The following is a 16351-nucleotide window of genomic DNA, read 5'->3' as shown; positions in this document are numbered from 1 at the left end:
CGAGGCCCCGGCCGCATCCTGTGTTCGGAGAGGCTCTCCATGCCCCGCAAGTCCACCCGCCTCACCTTCGCGGTCCTCGCGACCGGTGCCGGCGTCTTCGCCATGCTCCAGTCGCTGATCGCACCGGCCCTGCCGACCGTCCAGCACGCACTGCACACCTCGCAGTCCACCGCGACCTGGGTGATGACGGCGTATCTGCTGTCCGCCTCGGTCTTCACCCCGATCCTCGGCCGCGTCGGCGACCTGATCGGCAAGAAACGCACCCTCGTCGCCGTCCTGCTCGTCGTCCTGGCCGGCTGTCTGCTCGCCGCCCTCGCGCCGAACATCGGCATGCTGATCGTCGCCCGGGTCGTCCAGGGCGTCGGAGGCGCCCTGTTCCCGCTCTCCTTCGGCATCATCCGCGACGAGTTCGCCCCGTCCGAGGTCCCCGGCAGCATCAGCAACCTGTCCGCCGTGATCGCCGCGGGCGGCGGCGTCGGCATCGTCGCGGCCGGCCCCATCGTCTCCGCGCTCGACTATCGCTGGCTGTTCTGGATCCCCGTCGCCGTCGTCGCGATCACCACGCTGATCGCCCTGCGTTACGTCCCGGAGTCACCCAACCGGGCGGAGGGCAAGGTCAGTTGGCTCGGCGCCGTCCTGCTGTCCGCGTGGCTGGTGGCCCTGCTGCTGCCGCTGAGCCAGGCGGGCAAGTGGGGCTGGGGATCGGCCCGGGTGATCGGCCTGTTCGCCGTCGCCGTCGCCCTGTTCGTGCTGTGGCTGCTGGCCGAGGCACGCTCGCGCTCCCCGCTGATCGACCTGCGGGTCATGCGGCTGCCCGCGGTGTGGACCACCAACACCGTCGCACTGCTCTTCGGCGCGGGCATGTACGCGCTCTGGTCCTTCCTCCCGGCCTTCGTACAGACGCCGAGCTCCGCCGGGTACGGCTTCGGCGCGAGCGTCACGACCTCCGGACTGCTGATGCTGCCGATGCTCCTGGCGATGTTCTGCTCCGGCATCCTGAGCGGCCGGCTGGAACCCGTTCTCGGCGCGAAGTCACTCCTCGCGACCGGCGCCGCGCTCGGCGCGCTGGCCCTCGGCTTCCTCGCCCTCTGGCACGCCGCCCAGTGGCAGATCGCCGTCGTCGCGGGTGTGTTCGGCCTCGGCATCGGACTGGCCTTCGCCTCGATGGCCAACCTGATCGTCGCCAGCGTGCCGCCCGAGCAGACCGGCGCCGCCACCGGCATGAACGCCAACATCCGCACCATCGGCGGCTCCATCGGCGCCGCCATCACGAGCGTCCTGGTCACCGGCCGGCTCCAGCCCTCCGGCCTGCCGTACGGCTCCGGCTACACCCACGGCTTCACCCTGCTCGCGGTCCTGTGCCTCGCCGCAGCCCTGGCCGCCCTGCTGGTACCGGTCCGCCGGACGGCTAGGGCGACCGGGACGGCACGGGCCTCGGGCGAACCGTCGCAGGCCGGGCGACCGACCGCCCTGCGCGGCTGACGTCCGCCGCCGTCACGTCCATGCGGTAGGGTTTACCTGCGTGTTCCCGCGGTTCGCCCGGGGGAGACGCGACCGGGACGTGGCGCAGCTTGGTAGCGCACTTGACTGGGGGTCAAGGGGTCGCAGGTTCAAATCCTGTCGTCCCGACGGTCTGAAGGGCCTTCACAGGCAGATGCCTGTGAAGGCCCTTCGTCGTTTGGTCAGCGCATGCCCAGCGGCTGCCGGTACCGCGGCAGCGGCCCGGCGCCCGCCAGTACGGCGGCGCAGTCGGCGTCGGCCCGGCAGGCCCGGTCCGGATTCCGCGGTGCCAGCAGGGTGTTGCCGGTGAACTCGAGGTCGTGCGGGTCCCCGCAGCCCTCGTCGGGGTGCTCCTCGTCGGCCGGGGGCCAGGCACCGGGGAAGTCCCGGCGCCCCAGCCACGAGGGCACCGCGTCGTCCCAGAAGTTGCCGCGGTAGCGCACATTGCGTACGGGGCGGTCGCCCCACTCCTCGCTGCATCCGCCGATGGCGGCGACGTAGTCGTACACGGCGTTGCCGGCCACGGTGGTCCAGGCGGTGCTGTCGTCGGTGTAGATCCCGACGTTCCACTCGCCGTACCTGCTGCTCGTCACCGCGTTGCCGCTGATGACGGCGCCGTCGGCGAAGGAGGTGCCCTGTTCGCCCCGCAGGTAGATGCCGCCGCCGTCGGCCAGGAGCCGGTTCGTCGCGAAGACACGGTTGTCGAGGATGCGGTTGCCGCGCATGATGCCGCGCAGGTCGTCGGCGGGGCCGGAGAGGATGCCGGTGTAGGGCACGTGGTCGACCTGGTTGTGCGCGATGGTGGTGTCCTGGGTCGCGGTGTCCCAGACGGCGGAGGAGGCGCGGTACTCCGCGCCGGTGTGGTGGATCCAGTTGTTGGTGATCCGGTTGCCGCGGTTGGTGCCCTTCTGGTCCGGCGGGGCCACTCCCAGCAGGATCCCGCCGTCGGAGACGTCGGCGATGACGTTTCCGTCGACGGTGTTGTGCGAGCTGTTCCGCGACAACTCCACGGCCTGGGCGCCGAGATGGGTGAACCGGTTGCCCTCCAGCGTGATCCGCTCGGCGGTACGGAAGGCGACCGTGCCGGGCACCGTGAGCAGCTTCGCGTCGTCGCCCTTCCCGGGCCGCAGGTACATGCTCCAGGCGGAGGGGAATCCGGCGGGTTCACCGGGCGCCAGCCAGGTGGCGTACGCGAAGGTCAGGCCGCGCAAGCCGATGTCGTGCAGGGGGCGGCCGGGTCGGCCGGTGCCGGTGACCAGGTTCTCCAGGACCGGGGCGATCACCTCGGCACGGCGCATGTCCTGACCGGGGCGTGGGAAGTAGAGCAGCTCGTGGTGCCCGGGGCGGGAGCGGTCCAGGTACCAGCTGCCGGGCTCGGGCTCGAAGCCGGGGGAGTTCTCGACGGCCGTCGGTGACGCGAGCAACTCCGGCCCCTCGTACAGGGCTTGGACCAGATCCCAGCACGGCTGGTCCATCGTGATGGTGGTGCCGGAGATGCCGGCGACTCCGCAACGGCCCTCGACATAGCCGCCGCGGTAGACGAACTCGATGTCGGCGGGGTTCTTCCAACTGCGGGGAACGGCACTGGTGGTGACGTAACCGCTCTTCGTCACCTTCAACGTGCCCTCGAAGCCGGCGCCCTCGCGCGCGAGCCGCTCGGCGCGGCGCCCGTCGACATAGAGCTGCCGGGTCTCCAGACCGCCCGCGTCCGCGCGCCAGAACCCGCGCAGCCGCGGGTCGGGCCGCCAGCCGGAGATCCGCCGGCCGCCGCTGAGGGTGACCCGCTCCTGCCGCGGGGTCCCGTAGCCGTAAGCCTGGTAGATCACCCCGGAGTCACCGGCGGCCTCCGACAGCCGCAGCGGCGCCTTGAGGGTGTACGTCCCCCCGCGCAGGTTCACCACCAGGGCCGACGTCCTCTCCGGTGCCCGGGCGCGCGCGGCCTGCTGCGCGCGTGCCGGGGTGGCGAAGGGGCGGTCCAGGGTGCCCGGCCAGGAGTCGCTTCCCCACGGGGCGACGTACAACTGCGGTGCGGGCGCGGGCTGTTCGGCCGACACCGCGAGCGGCAGGGCCGTCGTCGGCAGGGCCGTCATCGCCAGTGCCGCCGCGGTGAGTGCGACCGCGTTCCTTCGATTGCGTGAGATGACCATGCTTCCCCCTGGGTGGGTCGTGTCTTCACCCTGGGGGAAGCAGGAGACGGCCGACATCGGGCGATCGTCTACGCGACCGCCATCCTCGGACGGCGCGGGCGGCTACCAAAGTAGGCGGCCCCCGGCCACGCCCGTCATGCGTACGGGTCGAACGCGATCCCCGACGGCTTCGAGGCGGCGAGATGGTACGGGAAGTCGCCGTCGTCGATCTTGAGCGTCGCGGAGCCGAAGTCCGCGCCGATCAGCTTGGAGCGGTAGCCGGCCGGATAGCCGTTCCAGCCGACGAGCCGGGGGAAGAACCAGTTGCCCGTGGCGTTCTCCGCCGGTTCGTCATTGCCGTTGGCGAAGCGGAAGCAGTGGGTCGAGACGCCGTCCTTGTGGTAGACGATCTTCGGGTGGGTGCCGTCGAAGCGGACCGCCGTACGGGCGGCCACCTGATAGCTGTTGTGCTGGGACACCGACACGTACTGGACCTGGTCGTCGCTGATCCACACCACGACGTGCTCCCAGTCGTGCCGGTGCCCGATGGCCGCCGGGCCGAGTGTCGCCTGGTCCTTCTCGAAGTAGCTGGCGTACATCACGGCGCACCAGCCGTTGTTGCACTTCGCGCGCGAGTAGGTGTTGGCGTTGGCCAGCTGGGCGGGGTCGTGGCACTTGCCGTTGACGGCGCCGCCCAGCTTGAGGCCGGGGTTGAGGGTGCCGTCGGCGCCGATCGCGGCGGTGGCGTAGCAGCCGTCGCCGTCGTAGTCGTACGCGGGCGAGAAGGTCTGCTCCAGGCCGTCGGCGTTCTGGGGCAGCAGGGTCAGCACGTCGGCGTGTGCGGTCGAGGGGACCGCCACGACGAGCGTCAGGGCGCCGAGCGCACCGAGCAGCGCCCGGGCGAGGGATGAGGACTTGGGCATCGGTCCGCCTTGTCAGCAGTAGAGGTTGCCGCCCGGCGCGACGCCGAGGATCGAGGTGAACCGGTTGTAGGCGTCGACGCGGCTCTGCACCTGGGCCGGGTTCCTGCCGTCGCACTCCAGGGAGCCGTTGATGCTGCGGATCGTCTGTCCGAAGCCGGCCTGGTTGACCATGGCGTTGTGCGGGGTCATGGTGCCGGGACCGGACTGGGTGTTCCAGTACCACAGGCCCGTCTTCCAGGCCACGGCCGCATCGTTCTGCACCAGCCAGGGGTTGCCCAGGAGGTCGATGCCCAGCGCGTCGCCCGCGGCCTTGTAGTTGAAGTTCCAGCTGAGCTGGATCGGTCCGCGGCCGTAGTAGGCGGCCTGGCCGGCCGGGCAGCCGTACGGCCGGCTCCAGTCGCAGTACGTGGGGTAGTTGGCGGTGTTCTGCTCGACGATGTGGACCAGCCCGCCGGTCTCGTGGTTGACGTTGGCCAGGAACGCGGCCGCCTCCTGCTTCCGCACCGTGTCGCTGCCGGTGCCCGCGAAGCCGGGGTAGGCGCTGAGGGCCGCGGTGAGGCCGCCGTAGGTGTAGAAGGAGTTCCTGTTCGGGAACATCTGGTTGAACTGGGCCTCGGAGACGACGAACCCGGACGGGGTGGTGCCGCCGCCGCTCGCGGGCGCGTTCCACTTCTGGTTCGCCCCGCCGGAGCAGGTCCAGATCTGGAGCCGGGTGCCGTTGGCGCTGTTGTTCTCGCGGACGTCCAGGCACTTGTTCGCGGCCGGATTGACGATGTCGCGCGCCGCGCTGACCACCCACTGCTGGTTGGCGCCGCCTGAGCAGTCCCACAGCTGGACCGCCGCGCCGTCGGCGGTGCCGCGGTCGACGACGTCCAGACACTTGCCGAGCGCGCGCAGGGTTCCGTCACCGGAGTTGGACCAGATCTGGGCGCCTGTCCCGTTGCAGTCGTAGAGCTGTACGGCGGTGCCGTTGGCGCTGCTCGCGCCCGCCACGTCCACGCACTTGCCCGCGAGACCGGATATCGAGCCGCCGGCGGCCTGGGCGGGCGTCGCGGTGAACAGGGTGGTGAGGAGGGCGGTGAGGAGGGCGGAGAGCGCGGCGAAGACCGGGAGTCGGGTACGGGACCGTATGCGATCGGAGAAGGGCATGACTGAGGACGCTCCTGGAGTGTGTCGGGGGGTGAGTGCGTCACACGTGGCATTGCTGACCCGTGAAGCTAAAGGTATGGACCACGCCCGTCAAGAGTTGAAGTAAGTATTGAAGTAAGCGGGTTGACGCTGGACACCGCCGAGTTCGAGCGGGTCCGCCGCCGACCGGTCAGGTGAGCTCGCGGCAGTAGAGCGCGTCCGGTGTGCGGGACGAGCCCACGCGGCCCGTGTACGCGATCCCGGCCGCGTACTCGTCGTCCGCGCACTGGCCCTTGTACCGGCCGTACGCGAAGTCCCCGCCCTTGGCCCCCGTACCCCTGTTGTCGCCCCGGTCGAACCAGACGGTACGTCCGCTCGTGCCGAGCCTCCCGGCCGGGGCGGCCGCGCACAGGGCGGCGGAGACGGCGGCGCCGCGGACGCTGTACCCGGTCAGGAACTGCCCGTCGGGGCACTGGAGTTTGGTGTACCCGGACGCCCAGTCCCGGCCCGCCGCGACATACCGTTCGTCCACGACCACCTGGTGTCCGCCGGCCGGATCCCACAAGGCACCGCTGGACACGTCCGAGCACAGCCCCCGGTTGCCGGTGTGGCTCAGCCCGAGGAGCCGCTGGCCGTCGGGGCAGACGGCCTTGCGGGCGCCGGAGTCCCAGTCGGGCAGGGCCCGCATCCGGCGTGACGCGACGAAGTCGCCGTGGTCGGGGCTGAGCATGGACCAGCCCGGTACGGGTGCCACCGCCCCGGTCCGGCCGTCGGCCCCGACGAGCCGGGTCCAGGCGGCGGCCCGCCAGTCGTCTCCGTCGTACACGCCCATACGGTGGCCCTCGGCGTCCCAGTGCAGCAGCGCCCAGCCGTTGCCCTTGCGGTCCTGGTGCCAGCCGACGAGTGGCCAGTAGGCGAAGTCGGCGTCGGCGCGAATGAGTTGGTCGACGAAGTTCTCGAACCAGGCCCGCTGTTTCGTGCCGGTCTCGTCGCGTCCGCCGACGCCGAACTCGCTGATCCAGACGGGGGCGGTGAAGTGCCGGTCCTGCTCCGCCGTCACGAAGAAGGCCTGGCGGTTCAGGGTGTCGATCAGTTCGGTGGGGCTCAGGTCGCGGTAGCGGGGGTCGGTGGTCTCGCCCGTGCCGGTGGCTCCGCTGTGGTTCGGGCCGGTGTAGTCGTAGAAGTGGGCGGAGTACACGAGCTTGTGGGAGTCGACGAGCGTGTGCGACAGCCGGCGCACCGGCTCCAGGGTGGGGCGTTCGTGCGCGAAGCCGTCGACGGGGATGCCGGTCCAGTTGATGCCCTCGACGATGATCAGGAGGTCCGGGTTGGCCTCCGTGAGGATGCGGTCGCCCACGCGCTGTGAGGCGGCGAACCAGTCGTGGTCGTCGCCGAGGCCCCAGTTGGGGTCGTCCCAGACGTCGCGGCGGACCTCGTTGTAGAGATCGGCGCCGACGACCCGCTTGTTGCCCTGGTAGCGGCGGGCCATGAAGAGCCAGTCGTCCTCCCACGCCGCGGCGGACCGGCTGGTGTTCCAGCGTTCGTTGCCGTCGACGCCGCAGCACCAACGGGTCGTGTTGGTGTGGTTGTTGAGGATCACCGCGAGGCCGGACGCGGTGAGTTCGCGCACGACGACGTCGTACACCTGGAGCGGTGTCCTGCCGCGCAGGGCGGGGTTGGCGGCGACGGACGCGTTCGTGACCGGGCGGGTGTCGTGGATCATCTCGTTGGAGAAGGGCAGCCGGATGCTGTTGATCCCGATCTCCTGGAAACCGGCGATGATCTCGGCCATGGGCGCGCGGTCCAGACCGAGCGGCATCCGGCCGGAGTTCTCCCCGGCGTGATGGTTCGCGTCGTCCTCCGTGCTGCCCGACCCGTTCCAAGTGCCGCTGGCGCCATGCCAGTTGCCCGAGCGCAGCTTGAAGCGGTCGCCGTCGGCGTCCACGATCGAGCGGCCCTGGGTGCTCAGCGGAGCCGTCCAACCCGGCGTGGCCGCGGCTGCCTCCGGGGCGGCCGTCAGCGGTGTCACCAGGAGCGCGGCGGCCAGTGCGGCCCTGACGAGGAATCCGAGCATGGCCACCATCCCGAGGACCGTATTGACGGCTGACGCTGACACCGGCGGCGACGCCGACACCGACGCCGCTATTGTCATGGCAGCGTCATCATGAAGGGTGGCCCGGCATTGGTCCAGTCCTGGCGCGCGGCGGGTCGCCGCGCCGGTGAGGCGACCGGTGACTTCCGGCCGGTCGGGGTGTGCGCACGCCTGCCGCGATCGCGGCCCCCGGGCCCGCCGGACGGCTGGTGCACGACGGTGCTGAGGAACTGATCGCCCTCGCCGCTGCGGCCCCGGTGATCAGCCGGATATGGCTCACCATCAGTGTGCTGCCGGCGCCGCTCCACACGGACTCGTTTCGTCCTCGGGGTGGGACCGGGCGGCCGGGACGAGCAGCTCTCCGAGAGGAAGCGCGTCCGGGGCGGGGAGGGGTGCGGGTTCGCCGACGGCCGGATCGCGGGCGGCGGTTCGCCGGATCTGTTCGCCGGATCTGTTCGCCGGATCTGTTCGCCCGGGCGGTGGCCGGTGTCGACGCCCCGAGGCCCCAGCCCAGGTGGGTGCCTGTCTGCTGGACCACTACGGCGTCCTCGGCGTCCTCGTCCAACAGGGCGCGGGCAGTGCCGCGGTGGGCGCGGAGACGGTCAGGTCCTGTGCCGACGCGTTCGCGGCCGGCGGCTGCGACGAATCCACTCCCGGTCAGAGCACGACAGTCATCCGCACGCTCACGTCGTCGCCCGCCGCGATGCCCCCCGGTGTGCGCACGGCGTTTTTGAGCGGCAGTAGGTAGCCGCCGTTCTTGGGGAACAGTGAAGTCTCGAAGTCCACCTCGCCGATCCGGGCCCGGACCGGGATCACGCCCCAGCCGTAGCTGGCTGCCGCGGCGACCTCGCGGATGTCCGCGCACTCCTCGTCCGGCACGGGGAGGAAGTAGTAGGGCGCCGGACCACGCCACTCGATGACACGGCTGGTGAAGGAGAGCTCCATGAGGTCATTGTCCGTCCTGGAGCTCTCGGTGCAGCCGTCGTGTCCAGGGGTGGTCCCCGCCGAGAACGCGGGTGAAGACGGGGAGGAGCCCGGCGAGTTGGGCGTCCCCGGCCGGCGCGTCGCGGTGGTGCCGGGTCAGCCGGCCCACGTGGAAGGCGTTGAGGAGGGTGTGCGGGTGTTCCCGGCCGAGGGCGGCGGTGCGGTCTTCCAGAAGGGTGGTGAACAGGCGCAGGGATTCCCGGGGTTCACCTTCGGCCTCGGTCCAGCCCGCGATGTTGTGGCGTACGGCGAGGGTGTGCGGATGGGCCGGACCGTTGACCCGCTGCTCGTCGTCGAGGAGGGCGCGGCAGTCGGCCAGGGCCCGGGCGCGGGCGCCCTGGGCAGCCGTCCAGTAGGCCGTGTTGTGGCGGGCCAGGAGGGTTTCCGCGGACTGCGGGCCCAGGATCCGTTCGGTGTCGCGATGGAGTTCGGTGTACCGCCGCGCGGCGTCCTGGGTGTCGCCCGTCTCTCCGGTCCAGCGGGCGAGGTCGTCGCGCAGCAGGCGCACGGCCCGGTGGTCGAGGTCGTCCAGCCGCTCCCGGTACAGGTCCAGCAGCTGCCGGGTCTGCTGCCTGGCCTGCGGGGCCCGGCCGCACACCCCCGTCCAGTACGCGACGGCGTGCCGCACGACGAGCGTGAACCAGGCGTCGTCCCCGAGCCGGGTGCGGCAGTCCGCCTCCAGCCCGGTGAGCAGCCGCAACGCGGCGGCGGCGTTGCCCGTGGCGCCGATCGTGGAGGCGCTCAGATGGCGCTCGCGCAGCAATGCCATGGAGCCCGCCCCCGCCTGGATCGTCGGCCGCGCTCCCAGAGTAGCCAGCGTCGCCGCGGCCCAGAAGACGGACGTCCGTCCCGGCCTCGGTGACCGGCCCGTGGACGCCCTCTTGACGTCCTCGCGCGGCCGATCGACACTCCAGATGGGAATCCTAGTGAACAGGTAGGGAAACATGAGGCGCCTTGAGTCGGCAGACGGCCGAGTGAGCCGTACCTCTCGGCCGTCGCCTCTTCTGACCTCCCGCCGCCACATCGACCTCCAGCGCGTGTGCAGCGCGATCCGCCGGCTCGGCTGAGCCCGCCCGTCCCCGCGCCCCTGCCGCCACTGTCGCCGCGCACCGGCGCACCCCCCTGTCCTGGCCCGACGTCGCTTCCGCCGCGTGTACGTCCGCGCGCCCACACCCGGGGAGATCCATGTCCGTCACACCGTTCGCTCCTGCCTCGACCGCGCAGTCCACCGCCGCGTTCCGGGGCCGGATCGGTCGGGACGCGCGCAGTGGGCACTACGCCGTGCCGCGCCGCTACCGGCTGCATCTGTCACCCGCCTGTCCGGACGGACTGCGCATCGCCGTCGTCCACGGACTGCTCGGCCTCGACGACGCCTGTCCCGTGACGTTCCTCGACGCGATCCCCGACTGTCCCGACGGCGGTCACACCGCGCTGCGTCCGCTCTACGAGGCCAGCGCGCACCGGTACACGGGCGCCGCCGTCGGTCCGGTGCTCAGCGACGACTGGTCGGGCCGCATCGTCAGCACCCATGCCCCGGACATCACCCGCGACCTCGCCCGCCGCTTCGGCGGCGACCGTCCCGCGCTGTACCCGTGTGGCGCGGAGTCGGAGACCGAGGCCGTGGAGCGGCTGTGCGCCCAGGGCATCGAGCGGGCCGCACAGGAGGCCGGCACGGCGGGCACCGACCCCGACGCGCGCGCCGAGGCGCTCGGCACGCTGCTGGAGACACTGGGCTCGCTGGAGCGCTGGCTCGTCGGACGCGAGTATCTGATCCGTAATCAGATCACCGCCGGGGACGTCGAGTTGTGGGTGACGCTGGTCCAACTCGACACCGTGCACCGCCATCACCTGGACGCCTCCGCCGTGCAGCGGATCGCCGCCCATCCCGTCCTGTGGGCCTACGCCCGTCGACTGGCGGCCCACCCCGCCTTCGGCGCGCACCTCGACCTCGACGGCATCGCCCGCCGCCACCACGCCCACTGCCGTGGCCTGGAGGCCGCCGGTGCGGCCGTACAGATCCTCGACTGGGCGGCCCACACCGCCCACGTGGTGGACCGGCATTGACATCCGTTCGGGCAAATGTCTTAACTTACGCCCCAGAACGGTCATGAGCGTCAGCGACAAGCCCTGGCTAGCTGACCGGCAACCCTCGCTCCGCGGTGGGGTGCCCCAGGTGACGACCGGACCGACACACATCGGTAAGCGCGAGGGCCCCACGGGCCGGAAGACACGGTGACGGACATGTACGCAGCTGCCAGGACGGCCAACCGCCGCGCCTCGGGCTGCGTACTGCCGTACGCGAACCTTCTCGTCGCCGACCGGACCGTCGACCTCCTGCGCGTCAACAGCGCACTGTGTACCGCACCGGGCCGAGCCCGCTGTCGGGGCTGACGTCCCCCTCCGCAGCCCCAGCGTTCCCGACGAACACCGCCCGTCCGGTGTGCCGTTGTCCGCCCAGCTCCCGGTTCCCGTGCGTTCCCGTGTGCCACGACCCGCCGTAGCGGAGTCTTCGTAGCCACGTCCTGTGCGCCCGTGTCCGGGGGATCCGATCCCGCCGGAGCCCCTCATGAGTGAACCCCCAGGCGCCGCCGTCTCCGTCACGGAGGCACCGCCGATCGCCGACACCCCGTCGAAGCAGCTGACCGCACAGCGAGTTCTGCCGCTGCGGCGGCCCGGCCGCTGGATCGCCACCGCCGTCGTCCTGGTCCTCTCGGCCCAGTTCGTGCACGGCCTGGTGACCAACCCCTTCTACCAGTGGGACCGGTTCGGCTACTGGTTCCTGCGGCCGACGATCCTCGACGGACTGCTGATCACTCTCGAAGTCACCGCCTACAGCGCGGTGTTGGGGCTGCTCGGCGGTGTCCTCCTCGCGCTGGCCCGGCTCTCCAGGAGCCCCGTCCTGCGGGCGGTCAGCTGGATCTACATCTGGACGTTCCGCTCCATCCCGCTGATTGTCATCCTGCTCTTCCTCTACAACTTCAGCGCCCTGTACCAGACCCTCAGCGTGGGCATCCCCTTCGGGCCGGCCTTCTTCAGTTTCGACGAGTCCCGGCTCGCCACCGACATCGTCGTCGCCGTCGTCGGACTCAGCCTGAACCAGGCGGCGTACGCCGCCGAAGCGGTCCGCGGCGGCATCCTCTCCGTCGACCAGGGCCAGCACGAGGCGGCCGCCGCACTCGGCCTGCCGAAGGGCTACCAGTTCCGCAAGGTCGTCTTCCCGCAGGCCCTGCGCTCCATCACACCGAACTACGTCAACCAGCTCATCGACCTGGTCAAGGCCACCTCGCTGGTGTTCTACGTCTCGCTGCTCGACCTGTTCGGCGCCGCCCAGACGATGGGCGCCACCTACCCCGGCGACATCGTGCCGCTGCTGCTGGTCGTCACCGTCTGGTACCTGATCCTGACCACGGTCGTCTCCGTCATCCAGTTCTACGTCGAGCGGTACTTCGCCCGGGGCGCCACCCGCACCCTGCCGCCGACCCCGTTGCAGAAGCTGCGCACCGCCCTCACCGACCTGCGCGCCCGAATCCGCAGGGAGGCCGCCGTATGACCACCGCGACCGTCAAAGCCGTGCCCGCCGCCGTCGAGGTCCATGACGTGCACAAGTGGTACGGGACCCATCTCGTCCTGGACGGCGTCGACCTGACCGTGCGGCCCGGCGAGGTCACCGCGATCCTCGGTCCGTCCGGCTCCGGCAAGTCCACGCTGCTCCGTGTCATCAACCACCTGGAGAAGCCGGAGATCGGCCACGTCAGCGTCAACGGCGAACTGATCGGCGTACGTCGGCACGGCGACCGGCTCAAGGAGCTGAGCGAGCGCGCCATCCTCGCCCAGCGCAGCAGGATCGGGTTCGTCTTCCAGAACTTCAACCTCTTCCCGCACCTGACCGTGCTGGAGAACGTCGCCGCGGCCCCGGCGGCCACCGGACAGCTCGACCGGACCGCGGCCCAGGAACTCGCCCGCGAACTCCTGGACCGGGTCGGCCTCGCCGACAAGGAGGCCGCCTATCCACGGCAGTTGTCCGGCGGACAGCAGCAGCGGGTGGCGATCGCCCGTGCCCTCGCGCTGCGGCCCGGCGTCATCCTCTTCGACGAGCCCACCTCCGCCCTGGACCCCGAACTCGTCGGCGAGGTCCTCGCCGTCATCAAGGACCTCGCGAAGAGCGGTACCACCCTGGTGATCGTCACCCACGAGATCGGCTTCGCCCGGGAGATCGCCGACCGGGTCGTCTTCATCGACGGCGGCCGGATCGTCGAACAGGGCCCGCCCGCCGAGGTGTTGGACAAGCCGCAGCACGAACGGACCCGGGACTTCCTGAGCAAGGTCCTCTGAACTTCCCCCCACGCCACGCTCCACCCCTTTCCGAGCATCACCTCTCCGAGTCCCACCTTCCGAGCACTCTTCTCGAACGACAAGGACAGCCATGCCCACCCAGTTCTCCCGACGCAGCCTGATACGGGGCATCACCGCGGCCACCGCCGTCGCCACCCTCGCCACCGGGCTCGCCGCCTGCGGGGGCGAGAGCGACGCCGCCACCAAGACCTCCGACGCCGCCGGCACGGTGACCGTGGGCCGGCTGTCCAACGGCGCGGCCACCGAGACCAAGCTGAAGGTCGCCGAGGTCAAGTCCATCAGCGCCCTGCTGCCCGCCGACATCAAGAAGAGCGGCAAGCTGGTCATCGGATCCGGCACCCTGCCCTCCGGCAGCCCGCCGCTCGGCTTCATCGGCAGCGACCAGAAGTCGCTCACCGGCTCCGAGATCGACCTCGGCCGCCTGGTCTCCACCGTCCTCGGGCTCGAACCCCAGGTGCAGCGGTCGACGTGGGAGAACCTGTTCATCGGCCTCGACAGCGGCAAGGTGGACGTGGCCTTCTCCAACGTCACCGACACCGAGGAGCGCAAGCAGAAGTACGAGTTCGCCTCCTACCGCAAGGACGATCTCGCGTTCGAGGTGAAGAAGGACAACACCTGGAACTTCGACAACAACTACGAGAACCTCGCCGGCAAGACCGTCTCCGTCGGCAACGGCACCAACCAGGAGAAGATCCTCCTGGAGTGGAAGGCGAAGCTGGAGAAGGAGGGCAAGAAGCTCACCGTCAAGTACTTCCAGGAGACCAACAGCCTGTACCTGGCGCTGAACAGCGGCAAGATCGACGCCTACTTCGGCCCCAGCCCGAACCTCTCGTACCACACCACGCAGACCGCGAACACGCCGCAGGCGACCCGGGTCGCGGGCCAGTTCTCCGGTGCCGGTGAGACCCTCCAGGGCCTGATCGCCGCGACCGCCAAGAAGGACAGCGGCCTCGCGAAGCCGCTGGCCGCCGCGATCAACTACCTGATCGAGAACGGCCAGTACGCGAAGTGGCTGGGGGCCTGGAACCTCTCGGGCGAGGCCGTCGCCAAGTCCGAGGTGAACCCGCCCGGACTGCCCCTCACCAACTCCTGATCAACCGTCAGAACGCTCTGCGAGAAAGGCCGTCGTGGTCCACCAGATCGCCCTCGGAACCCGTCTCCTGGACAACCCCGTCTGGGCCGCCCTGGACGGACCGCACGCGGCCTTCGCCGAAAGGGCCGGCCGGGCGGCGCGCTATCCGGCGGACGTGTACGCGTTCGCCGCGCTCGCCGACCCGGCGGACCCGGCCGCCTGGACAGACCTGCACACCCTGCTCGGCCCGGCAACCACCGCGAAGATCAAGGGAGTCGAGACCGTGCCCGAAGGGTGGGACGTCGTCGGCGGCGGCCAGGGCGTCCAGCTCGTCGACACCCGGCTACGGGCCGAACCCGCCCCGGAAGCCGTACGCCTCGGTCCCGACGACGTGCCCGACATCCTGGACCTCGTCGCCCGCACCAGACCCGGCCCCTTCCTCGCCCGCACCGTCCACCTCGGCACCTACCTCGGCATCCGGCACCACGGCAGGCTCGTCGCCCTGGCCGGCGAACGGCTCCGCCTGCCCGGCTGGACCGAGATCAGCGCCGTCTGCACCGACCCCGCCCACCGCGGCCGGGGCCTGGGCACCCGGCTGGTGCGGGCGGTCGCGGCGGGCATCAGGGAACGCGGCCAGACCCCGTTCCTGCACGCCGCCGCGAACAACACCACCGCGATCCGGCTGTACGAGTCGATCGGCTTCACCCTGCGCCGCCGGACCACCATCCTCCAGGTGCGCACACCGGGAACAGACGCCGGAGCGACGGCGTTGTGACCCCCGACGAGACGCGCACCACCAGAACGGGAGGCAGGGACATGTGCACCCCCTACCTCCGTCTGCACATCGACCTCCAGCGTGTCGCCGGCGCCCTCTGTCGCCCCTGACCTCCCTCTCCGCCACCGTGCCCTGAGTGCCGCATGCCCGGGCCGGTGATCTCGTACGGATCTCCAGGAAGGCACCCACTCGTGTCCCCTTCTTCCTCCCTGCACCTCGCCGTGGCCCTCGACGGCACCGGCTGGCACCCGGCCTCCTGGCGCGAGCCGGTCGCCCGCCCCCGGGACGTGTTCACCGCCGCCTACTGGGCCGACCTGGTCGCCGAGGCCGAGCGCGGCCTGCTCGACTTCGTGACCTTCGAGGACGGCCTCGGCCTCCAGTCCTCGGTCTTCGGCGCCCCGGACGGCCGCACCGACCAGGTCCGCGGCCGCCTGGACGCCGTACTGATCGCCTCCCGCGTCGCGCCCCTGACCCGGCACATAGGACTCGTGCCGACCGTCGTCGCCACCCACACCGAGCCGTTCCACATCTCCAAGGCGATCGCCACCCTCGACTACGTCAGCACCGGCCGCGCCGGACTGCGCGTGCAGATCTCGCCCCGCCCGGACGAGGCCGACCACTTCGGTCGCCGCACCGTCCCGTCGCTGACCCTGGACGAACTCCAGAGCCCGGCCGGACAGGAACTCGTCAGCGACCTCTTCGACGAGGCCGCCGACTACGTCGAGGCCGTCCGCCGGCTCTGGGACAGCTGGGAGGACGACGCGGAGATCCGGGACGTGGCCACCGGCCGCTTCATCGACCGCGACAAGCTGCACTACATCGATTTCGAGGGCAGGCACTTCAGCGTCAAGGGCCCCTCCATCACCCCGCGCCCGCCGCAGGGCCAGCCCCTGGTCAGCGCGCTCGCGCACCAGACCGTCCCCTACCGGCTGGTGGCCCGCCAGGCCGACATCGGCTACGTCACCCCCCAGGACACCGACCACGCCCGCGCGATCGTCGCCGAGATCCGCGCCGAGCAGGAGACGGCAGGCAGGGCCGACGAGCCCCTGCACATCTTCGGCGACCTGGTGGTCTTCCTCGACGAAGACCCGGCCGAAGCCGTTGCCCGCAAGGAGCGCCTGGACGCCCTCGACGGCGGCGAGTACACGAGCGACGCCCGTATCTTCACCGGCACCCCGGCCCAACTCGCCGATCTGCTCCAGGAGTTGCAGTCGGCCGGGCTGACCGGCTTCCGACTGCGCCCCGCCGTCCTCGGCCACGACCTCCCGGCCATCACCCGGGGCCTGGTCCCCGAACTCCAGCGCCGCGAAGCCTTCCGCACCGCCTACGAGGCCGACACCCTACGCGGTCTGCTGGGCCTCGCCCGCCCCGCCAACCGCTACGCCGCAGCCTGAGCCT

The 16351-nt window shown here is 71.0% G+C and carries 15 protein-coding genes, 1 tRNA gene and 1 riboswitch; of the genes, 10 read left to right on the top strand and 6 right to left on the bottom strand.

All coding sequences use genetic code 11. The annotated features are described in order from the left end of the window. Positions 1 to 39: 39 nt before the first annotated feature. Together HLK59_RS07865 and HLK59_RS07860 are read left to right on the top strand one after the other, a co-directional pair. Complete coding sequence (locus HLK59_RS07865) at positions 40 to 1482, top strand: MFS transporter (RefSeq protein WP_171140537.1); 1443 nt, start codon at positions 40 to 42, stop codon at positions 1480 to 1482. Positions 1483 to 1555: 73 nt separating this feature from the next. Continuing rightward, positions 1556 to 1629: transfer RNA gene (locus HLK59_RS07860), tRNA-Pro, on the top strand. A gap of 53 nt (positions 1630 to 1682) precedes the next feature. On the opposite strand, the gene HLK59_RS07855 is transcribed toward HLK59_RS07860, so the two are convergent. From HLK59_RS07855 to HLK59_RS07830, 6 genes are all read right to left on the bottom strand, one after another. Then, positions 1683 to 3647 carry a right-handed parallel beta-helix repeat-containing protein gene (locus HLK59_RS07855; protein ID WP_240982270.1) on the bottom strand — a complete coding sequence of 655 codons (1965 nt, stop codon included), beginning with the start codon at positions 3645 to 3647 and terminating at the stop codon, positions 1683 to 1685. 134 nt (positions 3648 to 3781) lie between these two features. Further along, complete coding sequence (locus HLK59_RS07850; protein ID WP_171140536.1) at positions 3782 to 4549, bottom strand: NPP1 family protein; 768 nt, start codon at positions 4547 to 4549, stop codon at positions 3782 to 3784. 12 nt (positions 4550 to 4561) lie between these two features. Beyond that, a complete protein-coding gene (locus HLK59_RS07845; RefSeq protein ID WP_171140535.1) occupies positions 4562 to 5698 on the bottom strand; it encodes a chitinase in 1137 nt (378 codons plus the stop codon). A gap of 169 nt (positions 5699 to 5867) precedes the next feature. Next, complete coding sequence (locus tag HLK59_RS07840; RefSeq protein ID WP_171140567.1) at positions 5868 to 7751, bottom strand: cellulase family glycosylhydrolase; 1884 nt, start codon at positions 7749 to 7751, stop codon at positions 5868 to 5870. A gap of 675 nt (positions 7752 to 8426) precedes the next feature. Beyond that, complete coding sequence (locus tag HLK59_RS07835) at positions 8427 to 8714, bottom strand: DUF1905 domain-containing protein (RefSeq protein ID WP_171140534.1); 288 nt, start codon at positions 8712 to 8714, stop codon at positions 8427 to 8429. Positions 8715 to 8718: 4 nt separating this feature from the next. Beyond that, positions 8719 to 9522, bottom strand: coding sequence for a tetratricopeptide repeat protein (locus HLK59_RS07830; protein WP_171140533.1), 804 nt, complete (start codon positions 9520 to 9522; stop codon positions 8719 to 8721). A 175-nt stretch (positions 9523 to 9697) separates the two neighbouring features. On the opposite strand from HLK59_RS07830, the gene HLK59_RS52325 reads away from it, so the two are divergent. From HLK59_RS52325 to HLK59_RS07795, 8 genes are all read left to right on the top strand, one after another. After that, positions 9698 to 9820, top strand: a complete 123-nt coding sequence (locus HLK59_RS52325; RefSeq protein WP_346779668.1) for a putative leader peptide — start codon at positions 9698 to 9700, stop codon at positions 9818 to 9820. 118 nt (positions 9821 to 9938) lie between these two features. Further along, on the top strand, positions 9939 to 10817 hold the full coding sequence (locus tag HLK59_RS07825; protein ID WP_171140532.1) for a glutathione S-transferase C-terminal domain-containing protein: 879 nt from the start codon (positions 9939 to 9941) through the stop codon (positions 10815 to 10817). 39 nt (positions 10818 to 10856) lie between these two features. Then, a riboswitch (SAM riboswitch) is annotated at positions 10857 to 10964 on the top strand. Between the two features lie 30 nt (positions 10965 to 10994). After that, positions 10995 to 11144: a hypothetical protein gene (locus HLK59_RS07820; RefSeq protein WP_171140531.1), complete on the top strand. Its 150-nt coding sequence runs from the start codon at positions 10995 to 10997 to the stop codon at positions 11142 to 11144. A gap of 175 nt (positions 11145 to 11319) precedes the next feature. Next, positions 11320 to 12303 (top strand): amino acid ABC transporter permease, encoded by a 984-nt coding sequence (locus HLK59_RS07815; RefSeq protein ID WP_171140530.1) that lies wholly within the window; start codon positions 11320 to 11322, stop codon positions 12301 to 12303. Continuing rightward, positions 12300 to 13085, top strand: coding sequence for an amino acid ABC transporter ATP-binding protein (locus HLK59_RS07810; RefSeq protein WP_171140529.1), 786 nt, complete (start codon positions 12300 to 12302; stop codon positions 13083 to 13085). Before HLK59_RS07815 ends, HLK59_RS07810 begins: the two co-directional genes overlap by 4 nt. A gap of 91 nt (positions 13086 to 13176) precedes the next feature. After that, entirely contained in the window at positions 13177 to 14199 is a 1023-nt protein-coding gene (locus HLK59_RS07805; RefSeq protein WP_171140528.1) for a transporter substrate-binding domain-containing protein, read from the top strand. Between the two features lie 34 nt (positions 14200 to 14233). Next, positions 14234 to 14953 carry a GNAT family N-acetyltransferase gene (locus tag HLK59_RS07800; protein WP_171140527.1) on the top strand — a complete coding sequence of 240 codons (720 nt, stop codon included), beginning with the start codon at positions 14234 to 14236 and terminating at the stop codon, positions 14951 to 14953. Positions 14954 to 15096: 143 nt separating this feature from the next. Then, entirely contained in the window at positions 15097 to 16347 is a 1251-nt protein-coding gene (locus HLK59_RS07795; protein WP_171140526.1) for an LLM class flavin-dependent oxidoreductase, read from the top strand. Positions 16348 to 16351 lie beyond the last annotated feature (4 nt).

This window comes from Streptomyces sp. S3(2020), from assembly GCF_013044505.1.
GTDB lineage: Bacteria > Actinomycetota > Actinomycetes > Streptomycetales > Streptomycetaceae > Streptomyces.
Note: the sequence above shows the minus strand (reverse complement) of the source record. Positions and strands in the feature narration are given on the sequence as shown.

What these genes read in the sequence shown, in the direction of transcription:
- HLK59_RS07795 (WP_171140526.1), top strand. Translation starts at nt 15,097, where the DNA reads ATGCCCGGGCCGGTGATCTCGTACGGATCTCCAGGAAGGCACCCACTC.
- HLK59_RS07850 (WP_171140536.1), bottom strand. Translation starts at nt 4,549, where the DNA reads ATGCCCAAGTCCTCATCCCTCGCCCGGGCGCTGCTCGGTGCGCTCGGC.
- HLK59_RS07845 (WP_171140535.1), bottom strand. Translation starts at nt 5,698, where the DNA reads ATGCCCTTCTCCGATCGCATACGGTCCCGTACCCGACTCCCGGTCTTC.
- HLK59_RS07805 (WP_171140528.1), top strand. Translation starts at nt 13,177, where the DNA reads ATGCCCACCCAGTTCTCCCGACGCAGCCTGATACGGGGCATCACCGCG.
- HLK59_RS07855 (WP_240982270.1), bottom strand. Translation starts at nt 3,647, where the DNA reads ATGGTCATCTCACGCAATCGAAGGAACGCGGTCGCACTCACCGCGGCG.
- HLK59_RS52325 (WP_346779668.1), top strand. Translation starts at nt 9,698, where the DNA reads ATGAGGCGCCTTGAGTCGGCAGACGGCCGAGTGAGCCGTACCTCTCGG.
- HLK59_RS07820 (WP_171140531.1), top strand. Translation starts at nt 10,995, where the DNA reads ATGTACGCAGCTGCCAGGACGGCCAACCGCCGCGCCTCGGGCTGCGTA.
- HLK59_RS07810 (WP_171140529.1), top strand. Translation starts at nt 12,300, where the DNA reads ATGACCACCGCGACCGTCAAAGCCGTGCCCGCCGCCGTCGAGGTCCAT.
- HLK59_RS07840 (WP_171140567.1), bottom strand. Translation starts at nt 7,751, where the DNA reads ATGCTCGGATTCCTCGTCAGGGCCGCACTGGCCGCCGCGCTCCTGGTG.
- HLK59_RS07865 (WP_171140537.1), top strand. Translation starts at nt 40, where the DNA reads ATGCCCCGCAAGTCCACCCGCCTCACCTTCGCGGTCCTCGCGACCGGT.
- HLK59_RS07825 (WP_171140532.1), top strand. Translation starts at nt 9,939, where the DNA reads ATGTCCGTCACACCGTTCGCTCCTGCCTCGACCGCGCAGTCCACCGCC.
- HLK59_RS07815 (WP_171140530.1), top strand. Translation starts at nt 11,320, where the DNA reads ATGAGTGAACCCCCAGGCGCCGCCGTCTCCGTCACGGAGGCACCGCCG.
- HLK59_RS07835 (WP_171140534.1), bottom strand. Translation starts at nt 8,714, where the DNA reads ATGGAGCTCTCCTTCACCAGCCGTGTCATCGAGTGGCGTGGTCCGGCG.
- HLK59_RS07830 (WP_171140533.1), bottom strand. Translation starts at nt 9,522, where the DNA reads ATGGCATTGCTGCGCGAGCGCCATCTGAGCGCCTCCACGATCGGCGCC.